Here is a 21,896-nt window from a genome sequence, read left to right as displayed (position 1 = left end):
GTCGAGCCCGGCTACTTCCGCACCGCCTTCCTCGCACCCGACTCCCTTGCCCTGCCCGCCGCCACCACCGACCACTACCCCGGCGTCCGCGAGATGGTCGACAACCACCTCGAGCTCCAGGGCAGTCAGCTCGGTGATCCGCGCAAGGGTGCCGAAGCCATCGTCAGCCGGGTCGTCGCCGGCGGAGGACCCCTGCGCCAGCTCCTGGGCTCCGATTCCCACGCCTACGCCGCCGCGAAGGTCCAGGCCCTCCAGGCCAATCTCGACGCCACGGCCGCCACCGCACCCACCACCGACTTCCCCGCCTCCGCCTGACGTCGATGTCCGCACCGGCCGCGCCCGTACCCGGTCACCATGCGCGCGGCCGGTGCTCCCCCGAGTCGGGCTTGCCCGGACTCCTCGAAGCTGGAGCACCTGGTCCGTCGCGGCCGGCTGCGCTGCCAGGACACCTACCTCGCGGCCCGCCAGTTCATGGGCCTCGTCCAGGAGTTCCTCGTCTGGCCACGGGTCATGGCCTTCGGGGAGGAGACCGCCGTCCAGCCCGCCGCAGAAGTGGTGATCGAAGAGGCCGTACTCAGCAGCCTGTACTTCGACCCGGAAGGTCCCGGCCCCGGCCGCGGCCGGGCGCCACGCGACGAGCACGAACGGATCCGCTGGGAGGGCAGCAAGCTCGTTTTCGACGACAGCATCGCCCCCGTCCACCGGGCCGGACAGGCGGTGCTGTGGGAGGACACCCACCGCATCGACGGCAACCTGCCGCTGGAGGCGGCACCGGGCCACACCCCCGGCTCCTCCGTCCTCACCCTGCGCTCCGGCACCGACCGCGCCGTCTTCGTGGGTGACATGCTGCACAGCCCCGTGCAGGTCCTCGAACCCGCCTGGAACAGCTGCTTCTGCGACGACTCCCGGCTCGCGGCCAGGACCCGCGCGTCCTACCTCTCCCGGGCCGCCGAGCAGCGCGAGCTCGTCATCCCGGCCCACTGGCCGGGACACGGAGCCGCCGAGGTCCGGCGGGACGGTGACGGGTTCGCCATCGCCGACTGGGCCGCGTTCCCACGGGGTTGACACGGAATGACCGCAGTCACCGGGCCTCCGGCCCCATTCACCCGCCTCGACCCGGATCTTGGGCTTCCTGGAGACCGGAGCCCCGGTCCGGGAGAGCGGATGTCCCGTGCCCCGGGGCGGGCCCGGCGCCCGGGGGGGTCCTCCCGTCCGGCGGTGCGGGCCAGGACCCGGTCATTCCTCGTCGGCGGCGTCCGGGTCGCGCAGCGGACGCCGGCCGCCGGGCAGGTCGGGAAGCGGGAAGGAGTACCGGCCGAGCACGTTGAATGGGGTGCCGTGCGAACGGTGACGTCCTCGTCGTGGGCATCGAACCGTCCGCGCGCAGCTGGTCGAGGACGGCGTCCATGCAGCAGGTGGTGAACAGCACGAGAGGGTGTGCAGCACCGGCCCCGGGGCGCCGATCCCGTCCTCCGTGCAAACCGCCGGCCCGGCCCCGGGACGCGCGCCCCCGAACGCGAAGGCGGGTCCAGCACGTGCTCGTGCGTAGTGGTTCGAAGCGAATCGGGTCGCAGGCTGCTCAGTTGTGTTCCTCATCGATCGTGACGGCGGTGCCGTTGTCGAGATCGACGACGACGCGCACGCCGCCCTTCTTGGCTGCGGCTTCGAGCTCATCCTCGGTGCAGTGCTTGGTTTTGCCCCCGGCCACGCCGCAGATCCAGCCGTTGCCGTTGATGGTCGTGTCCGTGGCCGTGAAGAAAGCGATGGTGGAACCGTTGTCGTCCAGAGAGTACTTGCCCGGGGCCAGGTAGCCGAGCTCTCCGGAGTGAATGTCGGCCGGCCTGTCAGTGCCCGAGTCGCTGCCGCCTTCGCTGCTCGAGTGGTCCTCGACGATGCTGATCGCGATGCCCTTCTCAAGCTTCACCGTGGCGGAGACGCCCTTCTTCGCGGCGGCCTGCAACTCCGCCTCGCTGCAGGGAGTCGCGGCCTGCCCCCCAGCATCGCCGCAGATCTCGCCGGCACCTTCGATGTCGGTGTCGTCCGAGGTGAAGAACGCCTGCTCGGTACCCTTCGTGTCACTGACGGTGTACTTGCCGGGCGCCAGGTAGGAGACGTTGCCGAACCAGGTGCCGCTCACCTCCTTGCCGCCACCCGAGCCGCCGCCGGTCAGCGACTTCGTGCTGTCGGCGCCGCCCGTACCGCTGTCGGACTTGCCCTTCGCGTCGGACGTGCCCTTCGCGTTCGAGGCCGCGGCCGACGACCCGGCACCGCCCGACTCCGTGCTCCCATCGGCGTTCCCCTGACAGGCCGTCAGCAGAGCGGTCGTCGCCATCAGAGCAGCGGCGGCGAGAACGGTCTTGCGACGGTGGCTGCGAATCATGGTGTGGCTCCCCCGTGGCTGTGCGCATATGCGGCCCAACTGCTGGGCCGTGCCGTGTTGTTCGAACTTGATCCTGCCTGGTCCGGCTTGCTCGGGACGAGTCCGGTTACGAAGTGATGACCTGCCCGGCGCGGCTCTGAGACGGTCGGCCCGAGGCGCCTACTGGTCCGTGAAATTCCTGATGTCAGGTTTGCAACCCTGGCGCAAGGAGAATCACGCAGGCCCTGGCAGGTCACCGGACGCATGCGGGCGAACGCGTCTCCCCTCGAGCCGCTCATCGGGGGCGGCGGCCGAACCCGCCGGCCGGTGCGTGACGATGTCAGCTGCGCTCCGAGGGCGGTGTTCCCCTTGCTGTCGTCGATCTCCGCGCTCGTCAGCTCGCCAGAATCGCACTCGCGACAACATCGAGAAGGTGGTCGGCACGTGGCGCGAACGAGGGTTGGTCGCCGAGCCATGCGAGCGCCGCTACCAGCGCGAACAGATCGGTGCCGTCGATGTCGGAGCGTGCTTTGCTCGCGGCCTGAGCGCGAGCGAGGAGTCCCGTGCCGGCCGCGCGCATGGTGACGCACGAGGCATGGAGTGCGGATTCGGAGTCCTCGATGGCCGCTGCCATCAATTCCGTCACCCCTCGGTACTCGTGTGCGACCGTGACGCAGTCGCGCAGCCACGACACGAGGGCGTCCCCGGGTGAGCTCGATGTCTCGAGCTCACCCGCCCTTGCCGTCAGCCCGTCGAAGCTCGTGCGGAGCAAAGCGTCGAGCAGCGCCTCGCGCGTGGGGAAGTGACGCAGCAGCGTGGCGAGTCCCATGTCGGCCCTGCGTGCGATGTCGCGCAGCGATGCCTCGGCACCTTGCTCGGAGACGACGGTGCCCGCGACTGCGAGCAGGTGGTCGCGGTTCTTCCTGGCGTCTGCCCGCATCTGCCCTCCTGTCTTTCCGGATCAGCGATCCGGAAGCGCAGACCGATCAGCGGCGGCATCACCTGACCAACATGGTCTTCCGCCGCGCGGACGCCGACACGGCCGTGGTGTGGTCCTACCTGATGCTGACGACGAACGCAGGGGGGAGCCCGGCCCTGGTCTCCACCGGCTTCTACACGTTCACGCTGCGGCACACAGAAGGCGAGTGGCGTATCGCGAGGCTGCTCGTCGGTCTGGACAGCGCCGTATGAAGCGCAGCGACCACCGGGACACCGAGGACGACACGTCGTGTGCGCCCGCGCTGACGCCGGAGGTGTAGTCGCCCACAGCCGTGCACTCCGCCTGCGTGTCCGTCCGGGCGGGGCGGCGAACGACGGCACGGCACTGGCGACGGCCGACGTCACCCTGCAGGGCGGCATCGCCGCCAGCAGCAAAACAACCAGACGATTCATTTGAGTGAGAGGTTCGCCCATGAGCCCTGCGACTCCCATCCCCGTCCGTCCGCCGCTGACGAGCGCCCTGTCCGGAACGACCGCCGTCCTCGTCGGCGGTACCTCGGGCATCGGGCTGGCGGCGGCCGTGCTGCTGCGCTCGGTCGGTGCCCGCGTCCTCCTGGTCGGGCGCGACCCCGGTCGGCTGAAGGCCGCCGTCGCCCGGGTGCGCGACGTGGAACAGGCCGAGGGCCTCGACGATGCCGTACAGGGTGTCGCGGGCGACGGCGCCGACGAGAAGATCCTCGCCGAAGCCTTCGACAGGGCCGGCTCTGTCGACCATGTGCTCGTCACCGCGGGCGGCATCAGCGGCAGCGGCCCGGTGACCGGCCTGACGGCCGACGAGATCCGGACGACCGTCGACTCCCGACTCCAGGCCGCCTTCAGCGCCGCACGTGTGGCGGCCGACCGGCTCCCCGCGGGCGGATCGCTCACGCTCACTTCGGGAAGTCTCGTGGTCCGTCCCCTTCCGGGAATGGCCGCCCTGGTGTCGGCAGTGGGCGCGGTGGAGACGCTCACCAAGGCCCTCGCCGTGGAACTGGCGCCCGCGCGTCTGCGTGTCAACACCGTCCGTTTCGGCCGGGTCGACACCCCGCTCATGCGCTCGATGCCCGGGCTCGACTCGGACGAAGCGATCGCCGCGGCGGGATCGACCGCTCCCCTGGGGCGCTTCGCCACCGCCGAGGAAGCCGCCGCCGCGGCCCTCTTCCTCATGGCCAACAACTACATGACAGGCCAGGTCATCACCATCGACGGTGGTGAGAGCCTCGTCTGACCGCCCCGGCCGGGCAGGCCCGGCCCGAGGCACGTCGCATTCCCCAGCGGTACGCATCTGCCGCCGTAACCCCGTGCCGTATCGCTGTTCCGCAGTCCCGCGGCGCCGTGCCGGGGGTGCCGGCCGCCGGCACGGCCGTTCCGCCCCTCGACGCCCGGCTCGTCAGTGGCAGCCGGCGGACAAGCGCCCGCCGTCGCCGAACACGAGCCGGGCGTCGTTGTCGGCGACCCGGCGGTGGGGGACTCAGGCCAAGCAGACACTTCACCACCGGTCAGCGGTCAGCCGACCTGCGCTGCGAACGCCTCATAGGCTCCAGCGTCGAAGAGCACGAACCTGACCTCTTCGACAGCGGTGTCCGCCTCTCGCACCGCCTCGACGGCGACACGGGCAGCGTCATCCATCGGCCATCCGTACGCACCGGCCGAGATCGCCGGGAAGGCGACCGTCCGTGCCCCGAGCTCGTCGGCGACGCGCAAGGACTCGGTGTAGCAGGACGCCAGGAGCGACGGGTCGCTGCCTGAAACCCCATACACCGGGCCGACCGTGTGGATCACCCAGCGGGCGTCCAGTTCGCCCGCCGTCGTGGCGACGGCCTGGCCGGTGGGCAGGCCTCGGCCGTACCGGGAGGCGCGCAGGGCGCGGCATTCCTCGAGGATCGCGGGGCCGCCGCGGCGGTGGATCGCGCCGTCGACGCCTCCGCCGCCGAGCAGTGAGGAGTTCGCGGCGTTGACGATGGCGTCGGCGCTCTGCCGGGTGATGTCGCCCCGGACGAGGGTGATGGTGGTGGTCATGGCTGCCGCAGCCTCCTCCAGACGGCCTTCGCCGCGTTGTGCCCCGACATGCCGTGCACGCCGGGTCCCGGCGGGGTGGCCGACGAGCAGATGAAAACGGCCGGGTGGGGGGTGTGGTACGGGAACAGGGACAGCTTGGGCCGCAGCATGATCTGGAGTCCGGAGACCGCGCCGGTGGCGATGTCACCGCCGACGTAGTTGGCGTTGCGGGCGGCCACCTCGGCCGGGCCGGCGGTGGCGCGGGCCAGGACGAGGTCGCGGAATCCGGGGGCGAACCGCTCCAGCTGGCGTTCTATGGCGTCCGTGAGGTCGCCGTCCCAGCCGTTGGGCACATGGCCGTACGCCCAGAAGACGTGCTTGCCCTCCGGGGCGCGGGTGGGGTCGGCCACGCCGGGCTGAACGGTGATCATGAACGGTCTGTCGGGTGCGCGGCCCTCGCGGGACGCGGCGCGCAGCGCGGTACCGATCTCGGCCCGGCTCGCGCCGATCTGCACCGTGCCCGCCAGGCGGGCCTCGGGGGCGGTCCACGGGACCGGGCCGTCCAGCGCGTAGTCGATCTTGAAGACGCTGGGGCCGTAGCGGTAGGCGTCGTAGTAGCGGCCGAGGCCGGCGATGCGGGCGAGTGCGGTCGGTGAGGTGTCGAAGACGTACGCGCGCGCGGGCGGCAGGTCGTCCAGGCGCTTGACCTCGTAGTCGGTGTGCACGGCGCCGCCGAGATCCTCGAGGTAGGCCGCGAGGGCGTCGGAGATCGCCTGCGAGCCGCCGCGGGCCACGGGCCAGCCGCGGGCGTGCGCGGCCAGGGCGAAGACCAGGCCGATGGCACCGGTGGCGAACCCGCCGAGCGGGGCCATGACGTGGGCGACGAGTCCGGCGAAGAGGGTCTTGGCCCGCTCGTCGCGGAAGCGGCGCATGAGCCAGGTCGAGGGCGGCAGCCCGGTCAGGCCGAAACGGGCGAGGGTGACGGGGTCGCGCGGCAGCGCGGTGAGCGGCAGGGACATGAAGTCCCGCGCGAGCGTGTCCCACTTGGGCAGGAACGGCGCGACCAGCCTGCGGTACGTGCCCGCGTCGCGCGGTCCGAAGGAGGCGGCCGTCTCGGCGACGGAGCGGGCCAGGACCGCCGCGGTGCCGTCGGGGAAGGGGTGGGCCATGGGCAGCGGAGCGTGCAGCCACTGAAGGCCGTAGCGGTCCAGGGGCAGGGCGCGGAACGCCGGCGAGTTGATGGCGAGGGGGTGCGCGGCCGAGCACGGGTCGTGCCGGAAGCCGGGCAGGGTGAGCTCCTCGGTGCGGGCGCCGCCGCCGACGGTGGACCTCGCCTCGAACAGGGCCACGGAGAAGCCCCGGCGTGCCAGCTCCACGGCAGCGGTCAGTCCGTTCGGTCCCGCACCCACCACGACCGCATCGAGCATCGACGGCACCTTGGGACCCCTTCGTCAGCCGATGGTCACTCGTGGTCAGGATATGCCGCTGGACTGACACCCATGGGAACCGGGCCGCGGAGCCCGAGGTTCCGCCACAAAGGCACCCGGCCGGGGCGACACGGCGGCCCGACGCGGGCCTCCTCAGTGCGAGGGCGCGCGGGCCTCCTCAGTGCGAGGGCGTCAGCAGACCGGCCACCCGGCGGGCCGTCGCCGCGTCCCGGGCCGCCGTGAACGGGAGGGCGTTGCCGCCGGTGACACGGAACGGCTCACCTGCCGTCGTCAGGTGGGCGCCGCCCGCCTCCTCGACCAGCAGCAGCCCCGCCGCGTGGTCCCAGGCCGCCTCCCAGGAGAACGCCGTGGCGTCCAGTTCGCCGCGGGCGATGGCGAGGTACTCCAGCCCGGCCGAGCCGCAGGCCCGGGGTTCGACACCGTCCGTCCACAGGCCGAGCAGGGCGCGCTTCTGCTCGTCCGTCGTGTAGTCCGGATGGGAGGTGGCCACCCGCAGGGCGCGGTGCGGGTCGGGCGTGCCGGAACGCAGCGGCTCGCCGTCGAGGAAGGCGCCGCGGCCGCGAACGGCGGTGGCGAGCCGGTCGTGCGCCGGCGCGTACGTCCAGGAGGCCAGCACGACCCCGCCGCGGGCCAGGGCCACCAGGGTGCAGAAACCGGGGTCGCCGTGGACGAACTGCCGTGTGCCGTCCACGGGATCGACGATCCAGACCGGGGCCTCGCCGCGAATCGCCTCGTACACGGCGGGGTCGGCGTGCACCGCTTCCTCGCCGACCACGACGGAGCCGGGCAGCAGGGCGCCGAGGGTGTCGGTGAGGTACCGCTCGGTCAGCCGGTCGGCGTCCGTCACCAGGTCGTGCGGGCCGGACTTCTGGTCGACCTCGTGGTCCGCGAGCCGGCGGAAGCGGGGCATGATCTCGGCCGCGGCCGCCTTGCGGACCGCCTCCTCCACGTCGGCCGAGTGACGCTCGACGAACTCTCCCACATGGACCTCGTCCAGGGGGGACCTCCAGGTTTCCATCTGTTCGATCATGCCTCCATGAGACCACGCGCCGCTGACAATCCCCGCCCGCCCGGTGCACTCCGGGTGGAATCGGGATGAACAAGGAGTGCCGCGCACGGCCGCCTCAGCGCCCGACCGCGTACCCCTGCATCCCGCGCGGGTTCGCGGCGGCCGACAGGATGCCGGTCCCGGGGTCCCGGGCGACCGCGCACAGCCGTCCCTCGGACCAGGGGTCGCCGACCGTCACCCGGTGGCCGCGGCGGCTCAGCTCCGCCACGACCTCGGGGGCCGTGCGGGACTCCACGGTGACGCTGCCGGGGCGCATCCCGCGCGGGTAGAACGACCCTGGGAAGGAGTCGTTGTGCCAGTTCGGGGCGTCGACCGCGCCCTGGAGGTCGAGGCTGCCGCGGACGGCGGTGCGCAGGGCGACCGCGAGGAAGAAGTGCAGCTGCCACTGGTCCTGCTGGTCGCCGCCGGGCGTGCCGAAGGCCATGACGGGCACGCCGTCGCGCAGGGCGATCGACGGGGTGAGCGTGGTGCGCGGACGGCGGCCCGGCGTCAGCGAGTTGGGCAGGCCCTCCTCCAGCCAGGTCATCTGCAGCCGGGTGCCGAGCGGGAAGCCCAATTCGGGCACGACGGGGTTGGACTGGAGCCAGCCGCCGCTCGGCGTGGCGGAGACCATGTTGCCCCAGCGGTCGACGACGTCGATGTGACAGGTGTCACCGCGCGTGCCGCCGTCGGGGGCGACCTCCGGTTCGCCCGGCACGGGGGAGGTCGGCGGCTTGGCGACCGTCGGCTCCCCGACGCCCAGGGCGTCGAACTCCCCCGTCTCCGCGGCGATCCGGTGGGCGTGCGTGCTCAGCCGCGGGGCGTGCCCGCCGGGGCTGCCGGGCCGTAGCTCGTGGGAGGCCGTGTCGCCGATCAGCTTGCGCCGTTCGGCGTTGTACTCCGCCGACAGCATCTCGGCCAGCGGTACCTCGGCGGCGTCCCCGTACCAGGCCTCCCGGTCGGCCATGGCGAGCTTGCAGCCCTCGATCAGCAGATGGACGTAGTCGGCGGACCCGTACGGGGGCAGCTCGGGCGGGAGCAGGGCGAGTTGCTGGAGGAGGACGGGGCCCTGGCTCCAGGGGCCCGCCTTGCACAGGGTCCAGCCGTTCCAGTCGTACGTCGCCGGGGTTTCGTAGGTCGCGGACCAGGCGGCGAGGTCGGCGGCCGCGAGGGTGCCGGTGTGGCGCTCGCCGCTGGTGTCCATGGTGGGCCGCCGGGCCTGCCGGACCAGCGCCTCGGCGACGAAGCCGGAGCGCCACACCTCCCGCGCGGCCTCGATCCGGGCCTCCCGGTCGCCGGCACCCGCGGTCTCGGCGAGCAGCCTGTTCCAGGTGACGGCGAGCGCGGGGTTGCGCAGCAGCTCCCCGGGCCGCGGCGGGCGCCCGCCGGGCAGATAGACCGCGGCGGAGGAGGTCCACTCGGTCTCGAACAGGCGCCGTACGGTCGCGACGGTCTCCCCGACGCGCTCCACGGGAGCGTGCCCGTGCTCCGCGTACCCGATGGCGTACTTCAGGACGTCGGCGAGGTCCTTGGTGCCGTGGTCGCGCAGCAGCAGCATCCAGGCGTCGAAGGCGCCGGGGACGGCGGCGGCGAGCGGTCCGGTGCCGGGTACGAGATCCAGCCCGAGCCCCCGGTAGTGGGCGACCGTCGCCCCGGCCGGCGCCACACCCTGCCCGCACAGCACCCGCACCTCGCCGCCCGCCGGCGCGAGCAGGATCGGCACCTCACCGGCGGGCCCGTTGAGATGAGGCTCCACGACGTGCAGCACGAACGCCCCGGCCACGGCGGCGTCGTAGGCGTTGCTGCCGTCCTCCAGCACGGCCATCGCCGACTGCGAGGCCAGCCAGTGCGTGGAGGACACCATGCCGAAGGTGCCCTGGAGGGTGGGTCGGGTCGTGAACTGCATCTCTCACCTCGGTGTTCGAGCATCGGTCGGCCCGTCCACCATCACAACGGTCCGTGAGGAGATTCAACGGGTCAGCCGCGCACCGCCGCCACCTGGATGCGGTCGATGTTCGGCGCCCAGGCCGAGGCGTTGCCGAAGGTGACGGTGTTCGCGCCCTCCTTCAGCGCGACGGGGACGCCCAGGGTCCAGTAGTCGTCCCAGCTCCAGGTGTTCTTGAAGGTCACCGTCTGCGTGTGGCCGCCGACCGTGACGTCCGCGGTGCGGGACAGGATGTCGGTGTTGTACGCATGGCCGTTGTCGCGCCGGTCGTTGTGGCTGTACTGGACCACCAGCACGTACGTGCCCGAGCGCGGCGCGTCGACGGTGAATGCGGCGGTGCTGGAGGCGCTGTTGCCGAGCCATCCGATGTACGTCCCGGAGGACGCGTAGGCGCTCTCGACAAGTCGTGCCCCACCGGCCAGTGTCGCCTGCGCACCCTCGTAGGTGAGCGCCCCGCGCGTCGAGCCCGAGCCCGTCACGTCGAGGGAGCGCAGGGCCGCGTGCCCGGTGGCGGTGATTCGATTGTTGCCCGCGACCAGGTAGAGCCTCAGGGCCTTGTTCGGGGCTGCCGCCACCGTCTCGCCGTGCAGTGACAGCTGCACCGCCGCCGACGCGCGCGAGGTCACGGTGAAGTAGCCGTCGCGCGGTGCGTAGACGTCGAACACGGCCTTGCCGCCGGAGCCGAGGACCAGCGCGCCCGTGCCGGTCCCGGACGAGTCGCCGTAGTCGTACGACACGTTGCCGGAGATGTCCGCGAGCGTGGCCTCGTAGGAGGCGGACGGCACCGTGTGGGCGGTGAGGTCGATGCGGTCGAGGGTGACCTCGTTGCTGCCATGGGCCAGGGTGAGCGTGTGCGTCCCGGCCGTGAGGTCGACGGTCAGGTCCGTCTTCCCCCGGTAGGCCCAGTTCTCCGTGGACGGATACGAGACCGTCGTCGCCGTACCTCCGTCGACGGACAGCTTCTGCGTGGACGGCGCGCCGGACTGGTTCCCGTAGAGGACCGACAGGTCGTAGGTGCCAGTCCTGGGCACGGACACGGTGAAGTCCACCTTGCTGTCCGCGGTGTTCAGCGAGCCGACGTCCTTGGTGCCGGAGGTGGCGTAGCCGTTGGCGTTGGACACCGTGCCCTGGGTGTAGACCTGGCCTCCCGTGATCGTCGCGTCTTCCGCCTCGTAGGAGGCGGACCAGGGGACGGTGGCGGCGGCCGGGGTGCCGGAGCCTGCCGGAGTGAGCACGATCCGGTACGCGGACATCTGCTTCATGCCCTTGAGGGGGACGCTCACGCTGCCGTCCGGGCCCACGCTCAGCTTCGCGCGCGACAGGACGCGGGGTGCGGCGTGCTGACCCTCGTATCCGGACCAGTCGGCCTCGGCGACGGTGGCCGTCACCGATGTGCCGAAGACCTTCGGATCGACGTGCTGCACGGCGACGTCCGCGTCACCCGACGCCCCGCCGACCAGCACCTGCGCCTGCCTGCGTGAGGTGTCGAGCGAGGCCAGGCCCTGGAGCGTGTCGATGGTGTTCGGCGACGGCGGGGTCACCTTCACCGTCTCGCCGGTCATCCCCGTGTACCAGCGGAAGAACCACCAGCCGCCATTGGGGATATTGGTGCGTACGACATTGCCGCTGAGGTTGCCCGCGGCGTCCCAGTACGCCTGGTCGGCGAAGACCTTGTTCCGTTCGAACATCGAGACCCACTGCACCAGCTGGCCCGGCACGGACAGGTCACGGCGGTTGGCGTACTCGTTGATACTGACGGGGCGCGGGGAGATGCCGAGGGACTTCTCCAGGGCGCGGTAGTGGTCGTAGTTGGACTGGAAGTACGTGAGCGAGTCCGGGGACAGCTCGTGCCAGGTCATCACGTCGGGCAGGACGTCGTTGGCCTTGGCGTAGGCGAGGAAGTCGGGCAGCAGCCGCTGGTCGTAGTACGCCTCGTTGGGGCCCGCGATCCGGGCGTCCGGGTCCTGGGAGCGGATGCGCTGGTAGACGGTCTTCCAGTCGGCGAGGAAGCGGTCGCGGTTCTTCTCGTAGGCCGCCGGGTCCTTGGTGTTGAGGCCGTACCAGATCCAGTCGGGCTCGTTGAAGGGGACGTAGACGAACCGGTCGCTGTGGTCGGCCGCGTTGACCTTGGCGACCATCGAGTCGACCTTGGTGAGGTAGTCGTCGAGACCCAGGTCCTCGTACGGCCAGTGCTGGTAGATGTCCTGCATCATCACGTTGACGTCGCCGCCGCCGTTGCGGAAGAAGGACTTCGAGACCGCGACGGCGTCGCCGTTCGGGTGCTGCAGTCCGCCGTCCGGCTTCTGCGAGACGGACGTGATCTTCAGCGGGGCGAGAGCCGCGTCGCTCGGGACGCCGTCGTCGCCGAGTCCGTACAGGGCACCGTTGGCGCCGTGCATGACCTTGCCCTCGGGGGCGCCCAGATCGACGGTGATGCTCTGGGCGGCTGCCGCCCGGGCCGGCTGGGCGGCGGGCAGGGTGCCGGCCATTGCTGCTGCTCCGATCGCTGCGGTCAGTACGGCGTTTGCCGTCCGTCGTCGTCTCTTGCCCGGTGTGCGTGGCGTGCGGGTCGTGCTGCTCACGGGGACCTCCTGGTTCCTTGACTCACTTGACGGCTCCACTGGTGATTCCGGAGACGATCTTTCGCTGGGCCACCAGGAAAACGGCGACCATCGGCAGGCTCATCACCACCACGTACGCGAAGATGAGGTGCCAGTTGTTGAGGTAGAGCTGGGCGCCGGCGACCTGGTAGAGGTTGATCGGCAGGGTTGCCGCGTCTCCACCGCCGAGGACGAAGAAGGCGTAGAAGACGTCGCTCCAGGCGTAGAGCATCACCATGATCGTCGCGGTGGCGATCACCGGCCGGAGCAGGGGCAGGATGATCCGCAGGAAGATCCGCAGCGGCTTGGCCCCGTCCACCCGGGCGGCCTCTTCCAGCTCCGCCGGGATGGAGCGGATGAATCCCGTCATGAAGAAGATCGACGTGGACAGGTACATCCCGGTGTAGACCGCGATCATGCCGGGCCTGGTGTTCGCCAGGCCGAACTGGCGCAGCTCCATGACGATGGTGATCACCGCGGGCGGCAGCAGCAGCCCGCTGATGGTGAGGGCGTACGCCGCGGAGACCAGCTTCGACGTGCGGCGGGCGAAGACCCAGGCCGCGCCCGCGCCGAGGATCAGTACGAGCACCACCGAAGGCACCACCACGGCGAGGGAGTTGAACAGGCCCCGCAGCATCTCGCCCTGGCTCATGGCATCCGCGTAGTTCTGGGCGGGCTGCCAGCGGTGCGGCAGGGCGAGGTTGGGCTTGACCGCCTCGCCCTGCGGCTTGGCCGAGGTGACCAGGACCAGCCACAGCGGCACACCGACGGCCAGGCCGGCCAGCAGCAGGACGAGAGCCGGGCGCCCGAAGCGCCAGAGGCGGGGTCCTGAAGACCCGGTTCCGGACACCGCCGAGACCGCGCTCACAGCATCTGCTCCCTTCGGCGCAACCCGATGACCAGCGGGATCGCGATCGCGACCACAATCAGGAAGAGGACGAGGCTCATCGTGGACGCCTGCGCGTACAGGCCTTGTCCGAAGACCCGGAACATGTAGATGTTGAACACCTCGGTGGATGAGGCCGGGCCACCGCCCGTCGTGGCCTGCACGATGTCGAAGGTGTTCATCGAACCGATCAGGGCGGTGGTCACGTTGAAGGTGACCGCGGGCGCGAGCATCGGCCAGCGCACGGACCGGAAGGTGCGCCACGGCCCCGCGCCGTCCATCCTCGCCGCCTCGAGCATGTCGCCCGGGATGCCCTTGAGCCCGGCGAGATAGATGAGCATCGACAGGCCCATCCACTTCCAGCCGTGGATGGCGGAGACCAGGACGAGCGTCCAGGTCGTCGAACCCAGCCAGGGCACGTCCGTGCCGAGCACCGAGTTGACTGCGCCGTCCTGGTCGAGGAGCGCCTGGAACACGTATCCGACGGCGAGTGCCGAGATCAGGACGGGCAGGAAGAAGACGGCGCGGAAGAAGCGGTTGAAGCGGGTGTCCTCCTCCAGGAGCATCGCCAGGCCGAGCCCGAAGCCGTTCTGAAAGAGGGCGGCCAGGGCCGCGTACAGCAGCGTCGTCCTGATGGCCCTCAGCAGCGAGCCGTCGTTCACGACCGTCTTGAAGTTGTCGAGGCCGGTGAAGGCGACGTCCGCGTGGTACGAGGACCAGTTGGTGAACGGGTAGTAGAAGTTGAGCAGGTTGGGCACCAGGAAGAAGGCCACGAAGACCGCGACCGCGGGCAGCGCGAACCACCATGGGTGGTGGACGGCCGCGCGTGGCAGCCGTCCCACGTTCTTCTGCTGCTTCCTCCGGGCGGACGGCGCCGCCTTGTCCATACGTATGGCTGTGTCCGCCACGGCTGGAATCCCTCGTTCTGGGCGGTGAACGGCTCGAAGATGGAGACCGGCGGTCAGAATCCGGGCGCGCCCTGGGCCTTGGCCACCTGCGCGAACTGGTCCTGGATCGCCTGGGCGACCTGCTTCGGGGTCTTCTTGCCGTAGAGCATGTCGGCGAGGTACAGGTGCGTGTCCGGGGCGACGATGGCCTTGGCCTGGAAGACGCCGTTCGCGGTGGGCAGCGCCTTCATCTGGGCCGTCGAGGTGTCCGGGAGCCCGTCGGGGCTGGGCACTCCGGGCTGCACCGAGGGGATCTTCATCGCCTTGATGTACGAGGCGTAGTCCGTGTCGAGCCAGAAGTCCAGGAACTGGCGCGCGGCGTTCTCCCGCTTCGTGTCACCGGTCTTGAAGGCGACGACGCCGTTCGTCTGGTCCGGCGAGTACATGCCGGTGTTGTCGGAGTTGGAGATCGGGAACCAGCCCAGCTTCTTGTTGATCTCCTCGGTGCTGTGCTTGGCCTGGATCTGCGTCTGGAAGGAGGTGACGTTGAGGACCATGCCGACGTCGCCGTTCCAAAGTGCGTCGGCGGAACCGGTGAAGGTGCCGGTCTTGTAGTTCTTCTGCGCGAGCCCGGCGCCGAGGAGCTTGTCCTTGTACTTGGTGATGGCGTCGACGACGACCGGGTCCGTCCACTTCTTCTTGTTCTGGTTGAGGTCGGCCCACCACTGCTTGTCGAGGTCGGTGAGCTGTACTTGCATCTGCCACTGCAGGGGCCACTTGTCGCCGCCGGACTCGTAGAAGGCGGCTGCGTCCGTCTTGTCCTTGATCTTGTGGCCGAGGGCGAGCAGCTGGTCGTAGCTCTTGGGGAACTGGTCCTCGGTGATGCCGGCCTTCTTGAAGACGTCCTTGTTGTAGTAGACGCCGAGCATGGCGGGGACGGTGACGATCGCGGCATAGCGCTTGCCGTCGATGACGCCGAGGGACTTCTCGGTGTCGCCGAGCTTGTCCACCCAGGGCTCGTCGTCGAGGGTGAGCAGGTTCTGCTTGGGCTGGATGAACGGCAGCGTGGAGATGGAGGGCTGCCAGAACATCAGGTCCGGCTTGTCGCCCGAGGCGAGCTTCGTCGGCACGTTCTGCTCGTACAGGTCGGGGATCGCCTGGGTGTCGACCTTGGCGCCCGTGGCCTTCTCGAAGGCGTCGATGACCTGCTTCGGGGCGTTGACGGTGTTCTGCGCCGTCCACATGGTCAGCTTCACGCCGTCGAGTTCGGCCGTGGGATCGACCTTCGTCCGGGGCGTGGAGTCGGCGTCGTCGCTGCCGTTGCCCGCTGTTGGGTCGCTGCAGGCCGTGGCGGTCAGGGCGGTGGCACATATCAGCACGAGGGCTGGGAGAACTCGCTTCATCGAGGTTCTGCCTTTGCTGCGTGGACGGAGAGGACGGGGGCTTCCGGACGGGCTTGGGCCGGGGTGGAGTGTCTCCGGCGGTGGATCGGGTCGCCGAGTGTTCTCCTGACGAGTGATCAGGCGGTGCTCGGCGGCGGACCCGAGCTCTCCCTGACCACCAGTTCCGGTACGGAGACGGGGTGCGGGGCCACGGGAGCCGACTGTTCGACGAGCCCGTGCAGCAGCCCGAAGGCCGCCCGCCCGAGACCGGTGAAGTCCTGTCGTACGGAGGTGAGGGACGGGGTGAGGTACGCGGCATGCGGGGCGTCGTCGAAACCGACCACGCTCACCTCGCCGGGGATGGGGCGGCCCGCCTCGTGCAGCGCCCGCATCACCCCGAGCGCGAGGTCGTCGTTGCCGCACAGGATCGCCGTGACGGCCGCGTCGGCGGCCAGCTTGCGGCCCGCGGTGTAGCCGCCTGCCGGCCCCCAGGTGCCCTGCACGGGACGGGGTTCGGCAGCGCCCGCCTCGCGCAGCGCGGCGCGCCAGCCCGCCGTACGCGCCGCGGTGCGCCGGGTGCTCGAGGGGATGGCGACGTAGTGCACGGTCTCGTGGCCGAGCGACAGCAGATGACGGGTGGCCTCATAGGCCGCCTCGCGGTCGTCGGTCCACACCCAGGGGCGGTCACCGCCGGGTGTCCGCGCGGGGGTCTCGACCACGCCCACGACGGGGATCCCTGCGGGCACGTCCGCCAGGGCCCGCACCCCGGCCGGATCGTATGCGATGACGATCAGGCCGCCGCCGGCGTCGGCGGCACGCTGCACCTCGGCGCGCACCGCGGTCTCGTCGGCCGACTCCAGCACACCGATGGCCATGGTGTACGAAGCCGCACGGGCCGCCTCCTCGATGCCCTGCAGGATGCTCGCGTAGCCGTGGTGGGTGATGTTGGCGGTGAGCACGGTGACCGACCGGACACGGCCGCTGGCCAGCGCGTGCGCGGTGGCGCTGCGCCGGAACCCCAGCTCCTCGATGGCGGCGAGCACGCGCTCCCGGGTCGACGGCTTCACGCTGGGGTGGCCGTTGATCACGCGGGAGACGGTCTGGTAGGAGACATCGGCCGCGGCGGCGACGTCCCTGATACTCGCCGTCCTGCTTGTGTGACCGGTCACATTCATGCCAGGATTGTGACCGGTCACACTGACCCCGTCAAGAGACCGTAACGACGGCTTCACCCGTAGACAACACAGACGACGCATGCCGTCGGCAGCGGCGGACACGAAGAACTCAGGAGGGTCCACGTTGACCGGTGAAGAACCCACCAGCCCTGCCACTGGCGTCCAGGAGAAGTTCACCTGGGGCCACGCGGGACTCGAGGCCGAGTTCGCCACCGGCTCCGACGGGGCGCTGAGGATCACCCGCCTCACGAGGCCCGGCGCGGCCGCCCTGCCGCCCGTCGGCGCCGAGTCGGCACCGCCCCTGGTGGAGATCACCGCGCTGGGGTACAGCGCCGGCTGGTCGGGCCCGCGGTTCATCGAATCCGCGCTCGGCGGGCGGCTGCGGCACCGCGCCCACCGCTGCGAGCGGGACGGCGTCTGGCACCGGCTGCACATCGACCTCGCCGACGGGACGACCGGACTGGCGGCAGAGGTGGTGTTCTCCTCGCCGGACGGCATCCCGGTCGTACGCTCCGAGGTCCGGCTGCGCAACGAGGGAACCGAGCCACTCGTCCTGCGGTCCGTCTCCAGCCTGCTGATCGGCGCGCTGCCCTCCCCCGACGTCCTGGACGTGCACCGCGCCCGCAACGACTGGCTGGCCGAGTGCCGCTGGTTCACCGAGCCGCTGCGCGCCCATGTCGCCGACGTCGGCCGGGAGTTCCACGAACACGACAGCCGCGCCTGTCTTGCGCTGAGCAGCCGGGGCAGCTGGCCCACCGACGGTCATCTGGCGATGGGAGCGCTCTCCGACCGCACGGACGGCCGCACCTGGCTGTGGCAGATCGAGTCGGCTGCGGCCTGGCGCTGGGACACGGGCGAGTACGGGGGCGGCACGTACGTGGCGCTCGGCGGACCTACGGACGCCGAGCACCAGTGGCGTGAACGCCTGGACCCGGGGGCGGAGTTCACGACCGAACCGGCGGCGCTCGCCCTCGGCTCCTCCTTCGAGGACGCGCTGGCCGCGCTCACCGCGTACCGCCGTGCCGTCCGCCGGCCGCACCCCGACCACACCACCCTGCCCGTCGTCTTCAACGACTACATGAACACGCTGATGGGCGACCCGACGACGGAGAAGCTGCTGCCGCTGATCGACGCGGCGGCCTCGGTCGGCGCCGAGTACTTCTGCATCGATTCGGGCTGGTACGACGACGCGCAGGGCTGGTGGGACAGCGTCGGCGAGTGGCTCCCCTCTGAGCGGCGCTTCCCGGGGGGCGGCATCAAGGCCGTGCTCGACCACATCCGGGACCGCGGCATGGTGCCAGGACTGTGGCTGGAGCCGGAGGTGGTGGGCGTGCGCAGCCCGGTCGCCCGGTCCCTGCCCAACGAGGCCTTCGTACGCCAGGACGGCATCCGCGTCACCGAGCACGGCCGCCACCAGCTGGACCTGCGCCACCCGGCCGCCCGCGCCCACCTCGACACGGCGGTCGACCGGATCGTCGGCGAGTGGGGCGTGGGATACCTCAAACTGGACTACAACATCACCGTCTCCCCCGGCGGCCCCCTGCTCGGCCACTCCCGCGCCTGGCTGGACTGGCTGTCGTCCCTCCTCGACCGCCACCCCGGCCTGGTGATCGAGAACTGCGCCTCCGGCGGCATGCGCATGGACGGCGCCTCGCTCGCCGTCACCCAGCTCCAGTCCACCAGCGACCAGATGCAACCCGTCCGCTACCCGCCGATCGCGGCCGCTGCGCCCACCGCGGTACCGCCCGAGCAGGGCGCGGTGTGGGCGTATCCGCAGCCCGAGTTCACGGACGGGGAGATCGCGTTCGCGCTCGGGGGTGCGCTGCTGGGCCGGATCCATCTGTCCGGCTATCTGAACCACATGTCGTCGGAACAACTCGCCCTGGTGAAGGGGGCGTTGGACACGTACAAGTCGCTGCGCCACGATCTGCCGCATGCCGTTCCGTTCTGGCCGCTCGGGCTGCCGGGCTGGGACGACGAGTGGGTGGCGCTGGGCATGCGCGCGGAGGAGGCGACGTATGTGTCGGTGTGGCGCCGGGGTGGCACCAAGGACCGGACACTGCCCGTGCCGCACCTGGCGGACCGCGCGGTGTGCGCCGAGATCCTGCACACGTCATGGCCCGACGCGACCGCGATCTGGCATGCCGACCGGTCCGAACTGGCAGTGGCTCTGGCACCGGAACCGGCCGGCCTGCTCGTCCGGCTGACGTAGCGGCACCCGGTGTCCCCGACATGGCCGAACCCGCCTGCTCCGGGCACCTCGTGACCACCTATGGGAAGACGTTCCACACGTGGCAGTACGACCGCGAGGACTTCCCGTACGGGATTCCGCAGCTGATGATGGGCCTCACCGGGGACGGGCAGGCCGTGGACGAGATGATCCGCGCCCGGGACGACAGGCTCGGCGTCTCGACGTCCCGCAAGCGGCAGAACCGGGCGGACATTCCCATGCCGGAGGTGGCGCCGGGCGCCAACGCGTGGGAAAGCGGCCGGACGGTGCAGACACGCGTCGAGGAGATGGACTTCAAGCGCTGACCGCCGCTCCCTCCGCCCCCGCTCACGCCGCCTCCGTTCGTGGAAGCCCGCGCACCGCCGAACAGGCCTCAGGGTGTGGCCGGCGCCGGCAGTACCGGGCGGTCCGGGCGTGTGCGCTGTGGGGCCGTCGGCACGGCGAGCACCATGGTGAGTCCGCCGCCCGGCGTGTCCTCGGCGTGCAGGGTGCCGCCGACGGCCTCGGTGAAGCCCCGGGCGACCGCCAGGCCGAGGCCGACACCGACGCCTCTCGGCGAGTCGCCGTGCCGCTGGAAGGGTTCGAAGATGTGGTCCTTGGCCTCGTCCGGGACGCCGGGGCCGCGGTCGACGACCCGCAGCTCGACGCGGTCGGCGAGGGCGCTCGCGGAGACCAGGACCTTCTGCCCGGGCGGGCTGTGCTTGACGGCGTTCTCGACGACGTTGGCGACCGCCCGCTCCAGCAGGCCCCGGTCGACGTGCACCATGGGCAGCGTCTCGGGGATGTCCAGGTCCACGCTGTCCTCGGGCACCCCGCCGAGCGCCATGGGCACGACCTCGTCCAGGTCGGTCTCGCGGATGATGGGGGTCACCGTGCCGGTCTGGAGCCGGGACATGTCCAGGAGGTTGCCGACCAGGTGGTCCAGGCGGTCGGCGCCCTCCTCGATGGCCTCCAGCAGCTCGGCCCGGTCCTGTTCGGACCACTCGACGTCGTCGGAGCGCAGCGACGACACGGCCGCCTTGATACCGGCGAGCGGGGTGCGCAGGTCGTGGCTGACGGCGGCGAGCAGCGCGGTCCGTATGCGGTTGCCCTCCGCAAGCTGCTTGGCCCGGTCGGCCTCGCGGCGCAGGCGCTGGCGGTCCAGGACGACGGCGGCCTGCGCGGCGAACGCGGCCAGCACCCGCCGGTCGGCGGCGGGCAGCACCCGGCCCCGCAGGGACAGGGCCATGTGGTCCCCGACCGGTACGTCGACGTCCGCCTCCTCCGGCATCCCGGCGGGGCGCGGTCCCACACTGCCGGCGCAGGTCCAGGGAGCCGTCTCGCCGGTCCGCTCCAGCAGTGCGGCCGACTCCATGCCGAAGGTCTCCCGGACCCGGTCGAGGAGCGCCTCCAGCGTGGTCTCGCCGCGCAGGACGTTCCCGGCCAGGAAGGAGAGGATCTCCGACTCGGCGCGCAGCCGGGCGGCCTGGTGGGTGCGCCGGGACGCGAGGCCCACCACCGAGGCGACCGACGCCGCGACCGAGACGAAGATAGCTATCGCCACGATGTTCACCGGGTCGGCGATCGTCAGGGTGTGGACGGGCGGCGTGAAGTACCAGTTGAGCAGGACAGAGCCCACCACCGCGGAGGCCAGCGCCGGGAACAGGCCGCCCAGCAGGGCCGCCGCCACCGTCAGGGTGAGGAACAGCAGCATGTCGTTGGCGAGGCCGACGTCCGGGGCGGCGCCGGTCAGCAGCCAGGTGAGCAGGACGGGGCCGAGCACGCCGGCCAGCCAGCCCGAGACGACCCGGGACCGCCCGAGGCGGGCCCGGCGCGCCACCGGCAGTCCGCGGCCCTTGCCCGCCTCGGCGTGCGTGATGAGGTGCACGTCGAGGTCGGGACCCGACTCCCGCGCCACGGTCGCCCCCACGCCCGGTCCGAGGACGTACTGCCAGCTGCTGCGGCGGGAGACGCCCAGCACGATCTGGGTGGCGTTCACGCCTCGGGCGAAGTCCAGCAGGGCGGCCGGAATGTCGTCGCCGACGACGTGATGGAAGGTGCCGCCCAGGTCCTCCACCAGGGTGCGCTGGACGGCCAGTTCCTTCGGGGAGGCGGCGGTCAGTCCGTCGCTGCGGGAGATGTAGACGGCGAGGACCTCGCCGCCCGCGCCCTTCTCGGCCAGGCGCGCGGCCCGGCGGATCAGGGTGCGGCCCTCGGGGCCGCCGGTCAGGCCGACGACGATCCGCTCGCGCGAGCCCCAGATGGCCGAGACCCGGTGCTCGCTGCGGTACCGGTTCAGATACGCGTCGACCCGGTCCGCCACCCACAGCAGCGCCAGCTCCCGCAGGGCGGTGAGGTTGCCGGGGCGGAAGTAGTTGGACAGGGCCGCGTCGACCTTGTCGGGCTGGTAGATGTTGCCGTGCGCCATGCGGCGGCGCAGCGCCTCCGGTGACATGTCGACCAGCTCGATCTGGTCGGCGCGCCGTACCACCTCGTCGGGAACGGTCTCCTGCTGCCGTATCCCGGTGATCGACTCCACCACGTCGCCCAGCGACTCCAGGTGCTGGATGTTGACGGTCGAGACCACGTCGATCCCGGCCGCGAGCAGCTCCTCGACGTCCTGCCAGCGCCTGGCGTGGCGCGAGCCGGGGATGTTGGTGTGGGCGAGCTCGTCCACCAGGGCCACCTGCGGGCGCCGGGCGAGCACCGCGTCCACGTCCATCTCGGTGAACGTGCCTCCCCGGTACCCGATCTCCTTGCGCGGCACCTGCTCCAGGCCGTGCAGCATCACCTCGGTGCGCGGCCGGTGGTGGTGTTCGACGAAGGCGACCACGCAGTCGGTGCCGCGCTCCACACGGCGGTGCGCCTCGGACAGCATCGCGTACGTCTTGCCGACGCCGGGTGCCGCGCCGAGGTAGATCCGGAGCTTGCCGCGTGTCATGTCGTTCCTCGAAGCGGTGGCCCATGCCGGGCTCGGTGAT

The 21,896-nt window shown here is 71.2% G+C and carries 17 protein-coding genes and 3 pseudogenes; 7 read left to right on the top strand and 13 right to left on the bottom strand.

Annotation, left to right across the window (positions count from 1 at the left end; all coding sequences use genetic code 11):
* Positions 1–93: 93 nt before the first annotated feature.
* The 3 genes and pseudogenes from IE318_RS44855 to IE318_RS13255 form a co-directional block, all read left to right on the top strand.
* A complete protein-coding gene (locus IE318_RS44855) occupies positions 94–315 on the top strand; it encodes a hypothetical protein (RefSeq protein ID WP_229903497.1) in 222 nt (73 codons plus the stop codon).
* 39 nt (positions 316–354) lie between these two features.
* Positions 355–561, top strand: a pseudogene (locus IE318_RS46505) (TetR/AcrR family transcriptional regulator C-terminal domain-containing protein); the annotation flags it as partial.
* A gap of 21 nt (positions 562–582) precedes the next feature.
* Positions 583–1,065, top strand: a pseudogene (locus IE318_RS13255) (MBL fold metallo-hydrolase); the annotation flags it as partial.
* Between the two features lie 171 nt (positions 1,066–1,236).
* Here IE318_RS13255 and IE318_RS46500 read toward each other — a convergent pair.
* From IE318_RS46500 to IE318_RS13245, 3 genes and pseudogenes are all read right to left on the bottom strand, one after another.
* Positions 1,237–1,473, bottom strand: a pseudogene (locus IE318_RS46500) (hypothetical protein); the annotation flags it as partial.
* A gap of 106 nt (positions 1,474–1,579) precedes the next feature.
* Positions 1,580–2,380, bottom strand: coding sequence for a hypothetical protein (locus tag IE318_RS13250; protein ID WP_189899935.1), 801 nt, complete (start codon positions 2,378–2,380; stop codon positions 1,580–1,582).
* Between the two features lie 373 nt (positions 2,381–2,753).
* Positions 2,754–3,299 (bottom strand): TetR/AcrR family transcriptional regulator, encoded by a 546-nt coding sequence (locus IE318_RS13245; RefSeq protein ID WP_189899933.1) that lies wholly within the window; start codon positions 3,297–3,299, stop codon positions 2,754–2,756.
* On the opposite strand from IE318_RS13245, the gene IE318_RS46120 reads away from it, so the two are divergent.
* Positions 3,218–3,550 (top strand): nuclear transport factor 2 family protein, encoded by a 333-nt coding sequence (locus IE318_RS46120; RefSeq protein WP_189899931.1) that lies wholly within the window; start codon positions 3,218–3,220, stop codon positions 3,548–3,550. The two genes, IE318_RS13245 and IE318_RS46120, sit on opposite strands and share 82 nt — an antisense overlap.
* 220 nt (positions 3,551–3,770) lie before the next feature.
* Positions 3,771–4,565, top strand: a complete 795-nt coding sequence (locus IE318_RS13235) for an SDR family oxidoreductase (RefSeq protein ID WP_189899929.1) — start codon at positions 3,771–3,773, stop codon at positions 4,563–4,565.
* A 278-nt stretch (positions 4,566–4,843) separates the two neighbouring features.
* Here IE318_RS13235 and IE318_RS13230 read toward each other — a convergent pair whose 3' ends face one another.
* The 9 genes from IE318_RS13230 to IE318_RS13190 form a co-directional block, all read right to left on the bottom strand.
* Positions 4,844–5,356: an O-acetyl-ADP-ribose deacetylase gene (locus tag IE318_RS13230; RefSeq protein WP_189899927.1), complete on the bottom strand. Its 513-nt coding sequence runs from the start codon at positions 5,354–5,356 to the stop codon at positions 4,844–4,846.
* Positions 5,353–6,762 carry a phytoene desaturase family protein gene (locus IE318_RS13225; protein WP_189899925.1) on the bottom strand — a complete coding sequence of 470 codons (1,410 nt, stop codon included), beginning with the start codon at positions 6,760–6,762 and terminating at the stop codon, positions 5,353–5,355. Before IE318_RS13225 ends, IE318_RS13230 begins: the two co-directional genes overlap by 4 nt.
* Before the next feature lie 178 nt (positions 6,763–6,940).
* The gene (locus IE318_RS13220) at positions 6,941–7,813 is read right to left on the bottom strand and encodes an inositol monophosphatase family protein (protein ID WP_373311161.1); all 873 of its coding nucleotides are present in this window, start codon (positions 7,811–7,813) and stop codon (positions 6,941–6,943) included.
* A gap of 94 nt (positions 7,814–7,907) precedes the next feature.
* On the bottom strand, positions 7,908–9,737 hold the full coding sequence (locus IE318_RS13215; RefSeq protein ID WP_189899923.1) for a gamma-glutamyltransferase family protein: 1,830 nt from the start codon (positions 9,735–9,737) through the stop codon (positions 7,908–7,910).
* Positions 9,738–9,808: 71 nt separating this feature from the next.
* Positions 9,809–12,265 (bottom strand): CBM35 domain-containing protein, encoded by a 2,457-nt coding sequence (locus IE318_RS13210; RefSeq protein WP_189900093.1) that lies wholly within the window; start codon positions 12,263–12,265, stop codon positions 9,809–9,811.
* Between the two features lie 115 nt (positions 12,266–12,380).
* Entirely contained in the window at positions 12,381–13,226 is an 846-nt protein-coding gene (locus tag IE318_RS13205; protein ID WP_189900091.1) for a carbohydrate ABC transporter permease, read from the bottom strand.
* Positions 13,227–13,240: 14 nt separating this feature from the next.
* Positions 13,241–14,170 carry a carbohydrate ABC transporter permease gene (locus IE318_RS13200; protein ID WP_189899921.1) on the bottom strand — a complete coding sequence of 310 codons (930 nt, stop codon included), beginning with the start codon at positions 14,168–14,170 and terminating at the stop codon, positions 13,241–13,243.
* 53 nt (positions 14,171–14,223) lie between these two features.
* Positions 14,224–15,552: an ABC transporter substrate-binding protein gene (locus IE318_RS13195; protein ID WP_189899919.1), complete on the bottom strand. Its 1,329-nt coding sequence runs from the start codon at positions 15,550–15,552 to the stop codon at positions 14,224–14,226.
* 116 nt (positions 15,553–15,668) lie between these two features.
* Positions 15,669–16,706, bottom strand: coding sequence for a LacI family DNA-binding transcriptional regulator (locus tag IE318_RS13190; protein ID WP_189899917.1), 1,038 nt, complete (start codon positions 16,704–16,706; stop codon positions 15,669–15,671).
* A 79-nt stretch (positions 16,707–16,785) separates the two neighbouring features.
* Between IE318_RS13190 and IE318_RS13185 the strand changes: the two genes are divergently transcribed.
* A complete protein-coding gene (locus IE318_RS13185; protein ID WP_189899914.1) occupies positions 16,786–18,918 on the top strand; it encodes a glycoside hydrolase family 36 protein in 2,133 nt (710 codons plus the stop codon).
* A gap of 20 nt (positions 18,919–18,938) precedes the next feature.
* Positions 18,939–19,241, top strand: coding sequence for a DUF1264 domain-containing protein (locus tag IE318_RS13180; protein WP_229903493.1), 303 nt, complete (start codon positions 18,939–18,941; stop codon positions 19,239–19,241).
* A 68-nt stretch (positions 19,242–19,309) separates the two neighbouring features.
* On the opposite strand, the gene IE318_RS13175 is transcribed toward IE318_RS13180, so the two are convergent.
* A complete protein-coding gene (locus IE318_RS13175; protein ID WP_189899912.1) occupies positions 19,310–21,856 on the bottom strand; it encodes an ATP-binding protein in 2,547 nt (848 codons plus the stop codon).
* Between the last annotated feature and the right edge of the window lie 40 nt (positions 21,857–21,896).

The sequence above is a fragment of the Streptomyces spiralis genome (genome assembly GCF_014654675.1).
Classification (GTDB): domain Bacteria; phylum Actinomycetota; class Actinomycetes; order Streptomycetales; family Streptomycetaceae; genus Streptomyces; species Streptomyces spiralis.
The sequence above is the reverse complement of the archived record's forward strand: the minus strand, read 5'-3'. Positions and strand labels throughout refer to the sequence as shown.

Bases quoted from the DNA above. Each gene is read 5' to 3' on its own strand.
- IE318_RS44855 (WP_229903497.1), top strand. From the start codon at position 94: ATGGTCGACAACCACCTCGAGCTCCAGGGCAGTCAGCTCGGTGATCCG.
- IE318_RS13250 (WP_189899935.1), bottom strand. From the start codon at position 2,380: ATGATTCGCAGCCACCGTCGCAAGACCGTTCTCGCCGCCGCTGCTCTG.
- IE318_RS46120 (WP_189899931.1), top strand. From the start codon at position 3,218: ATGCCTCGGCACCTTGCTCGGAGACGACGGTGCCCGCGACTGCGAGCA.
- IE318_RS13245 (WP_189899933.1), bottom strand. From the start codon at position 3,299: ATGCGGGCAGACGCCAGGAAGAACCGCGACCACCTGCTCGCAGTCGCG.
- IE318_RS13235 (WP_189899929.1), top strand. From the start codon at position 3,771: ATGAGCCCTGCGACTCCCATCCCCGTCCGTCCGCCGCTGACGAGCGCC.
- IE318_RS13230 (WP_189899927.1), bottom strand. From the start codon at position 5,356: ATGACCACCACCATCACCCTCGTCCGGGGCGACATCACCCGGCAGAGC.
- IE318_RS13225 (WP_189899925.1), bottom strand. From the start codon at position 6,762: ATGCTCGATGCGGTCGTGGTGGGTGCGGGACCGAACGGACTGACCGCT.
- IE318_RS13220 (WP_373311161.1), bottom strand. From the start codon at position 7,813: ATGATCGAACAGATGGAAACCTGGAGGTCCCCCCTGGACGAGGTCCAT.
- IE318_RS13215 (WP_189899923.1), bottom strand. From the start codon at position 9,737: ATGCAGTTCACGACCCGACCCACCCTCCAGGGCACCTTCGGCATGGTG.
- IE318_RS13210 (WP_189900093.1), bottom strand. From the start codon at position 12,265: ATGGCCGGCACCCTGCCCGCCGCCCAGCCGGCCCGGGCGGCAGCCGCC.
- IE318_RS13195 (WP_189899919.1), bottom strand. From the start codon at position 15,552: ATGAAGCGAGTTCTCCCAGCCCTCGTGCTGATATGTGCCACCGCCCTG.
- IE318_RS13190 (WP_189899917.1), bottom strand. From the start codon at position 16,706: ATGAATGTGACCGGTCACACAAGCAGGACGGCGAGTATCAGGGACGTC.
- IE318_RS13185 (WP_189899914.1), top strand. From the start codon at position 16,786: ATGCCGTCGGCAGCGGCGGACACGAAGAACTCAGGAGGGTCCACGTTG.
- IE318_RS13180 (WP_229903493.1), top strand. From the start codon at position 18,939: ATGGCCGAACCCGCCTGCTCCGGGCACCTCGTGACCACCTATGGGAAG.
- IE318_RS13175 (WP_189899912.1), bottom strand. From the start codon at position 21,856: ATGACACGCGGCAAGCTCCGGATCTACCTCGGCGCGGCACCCGGCGTC.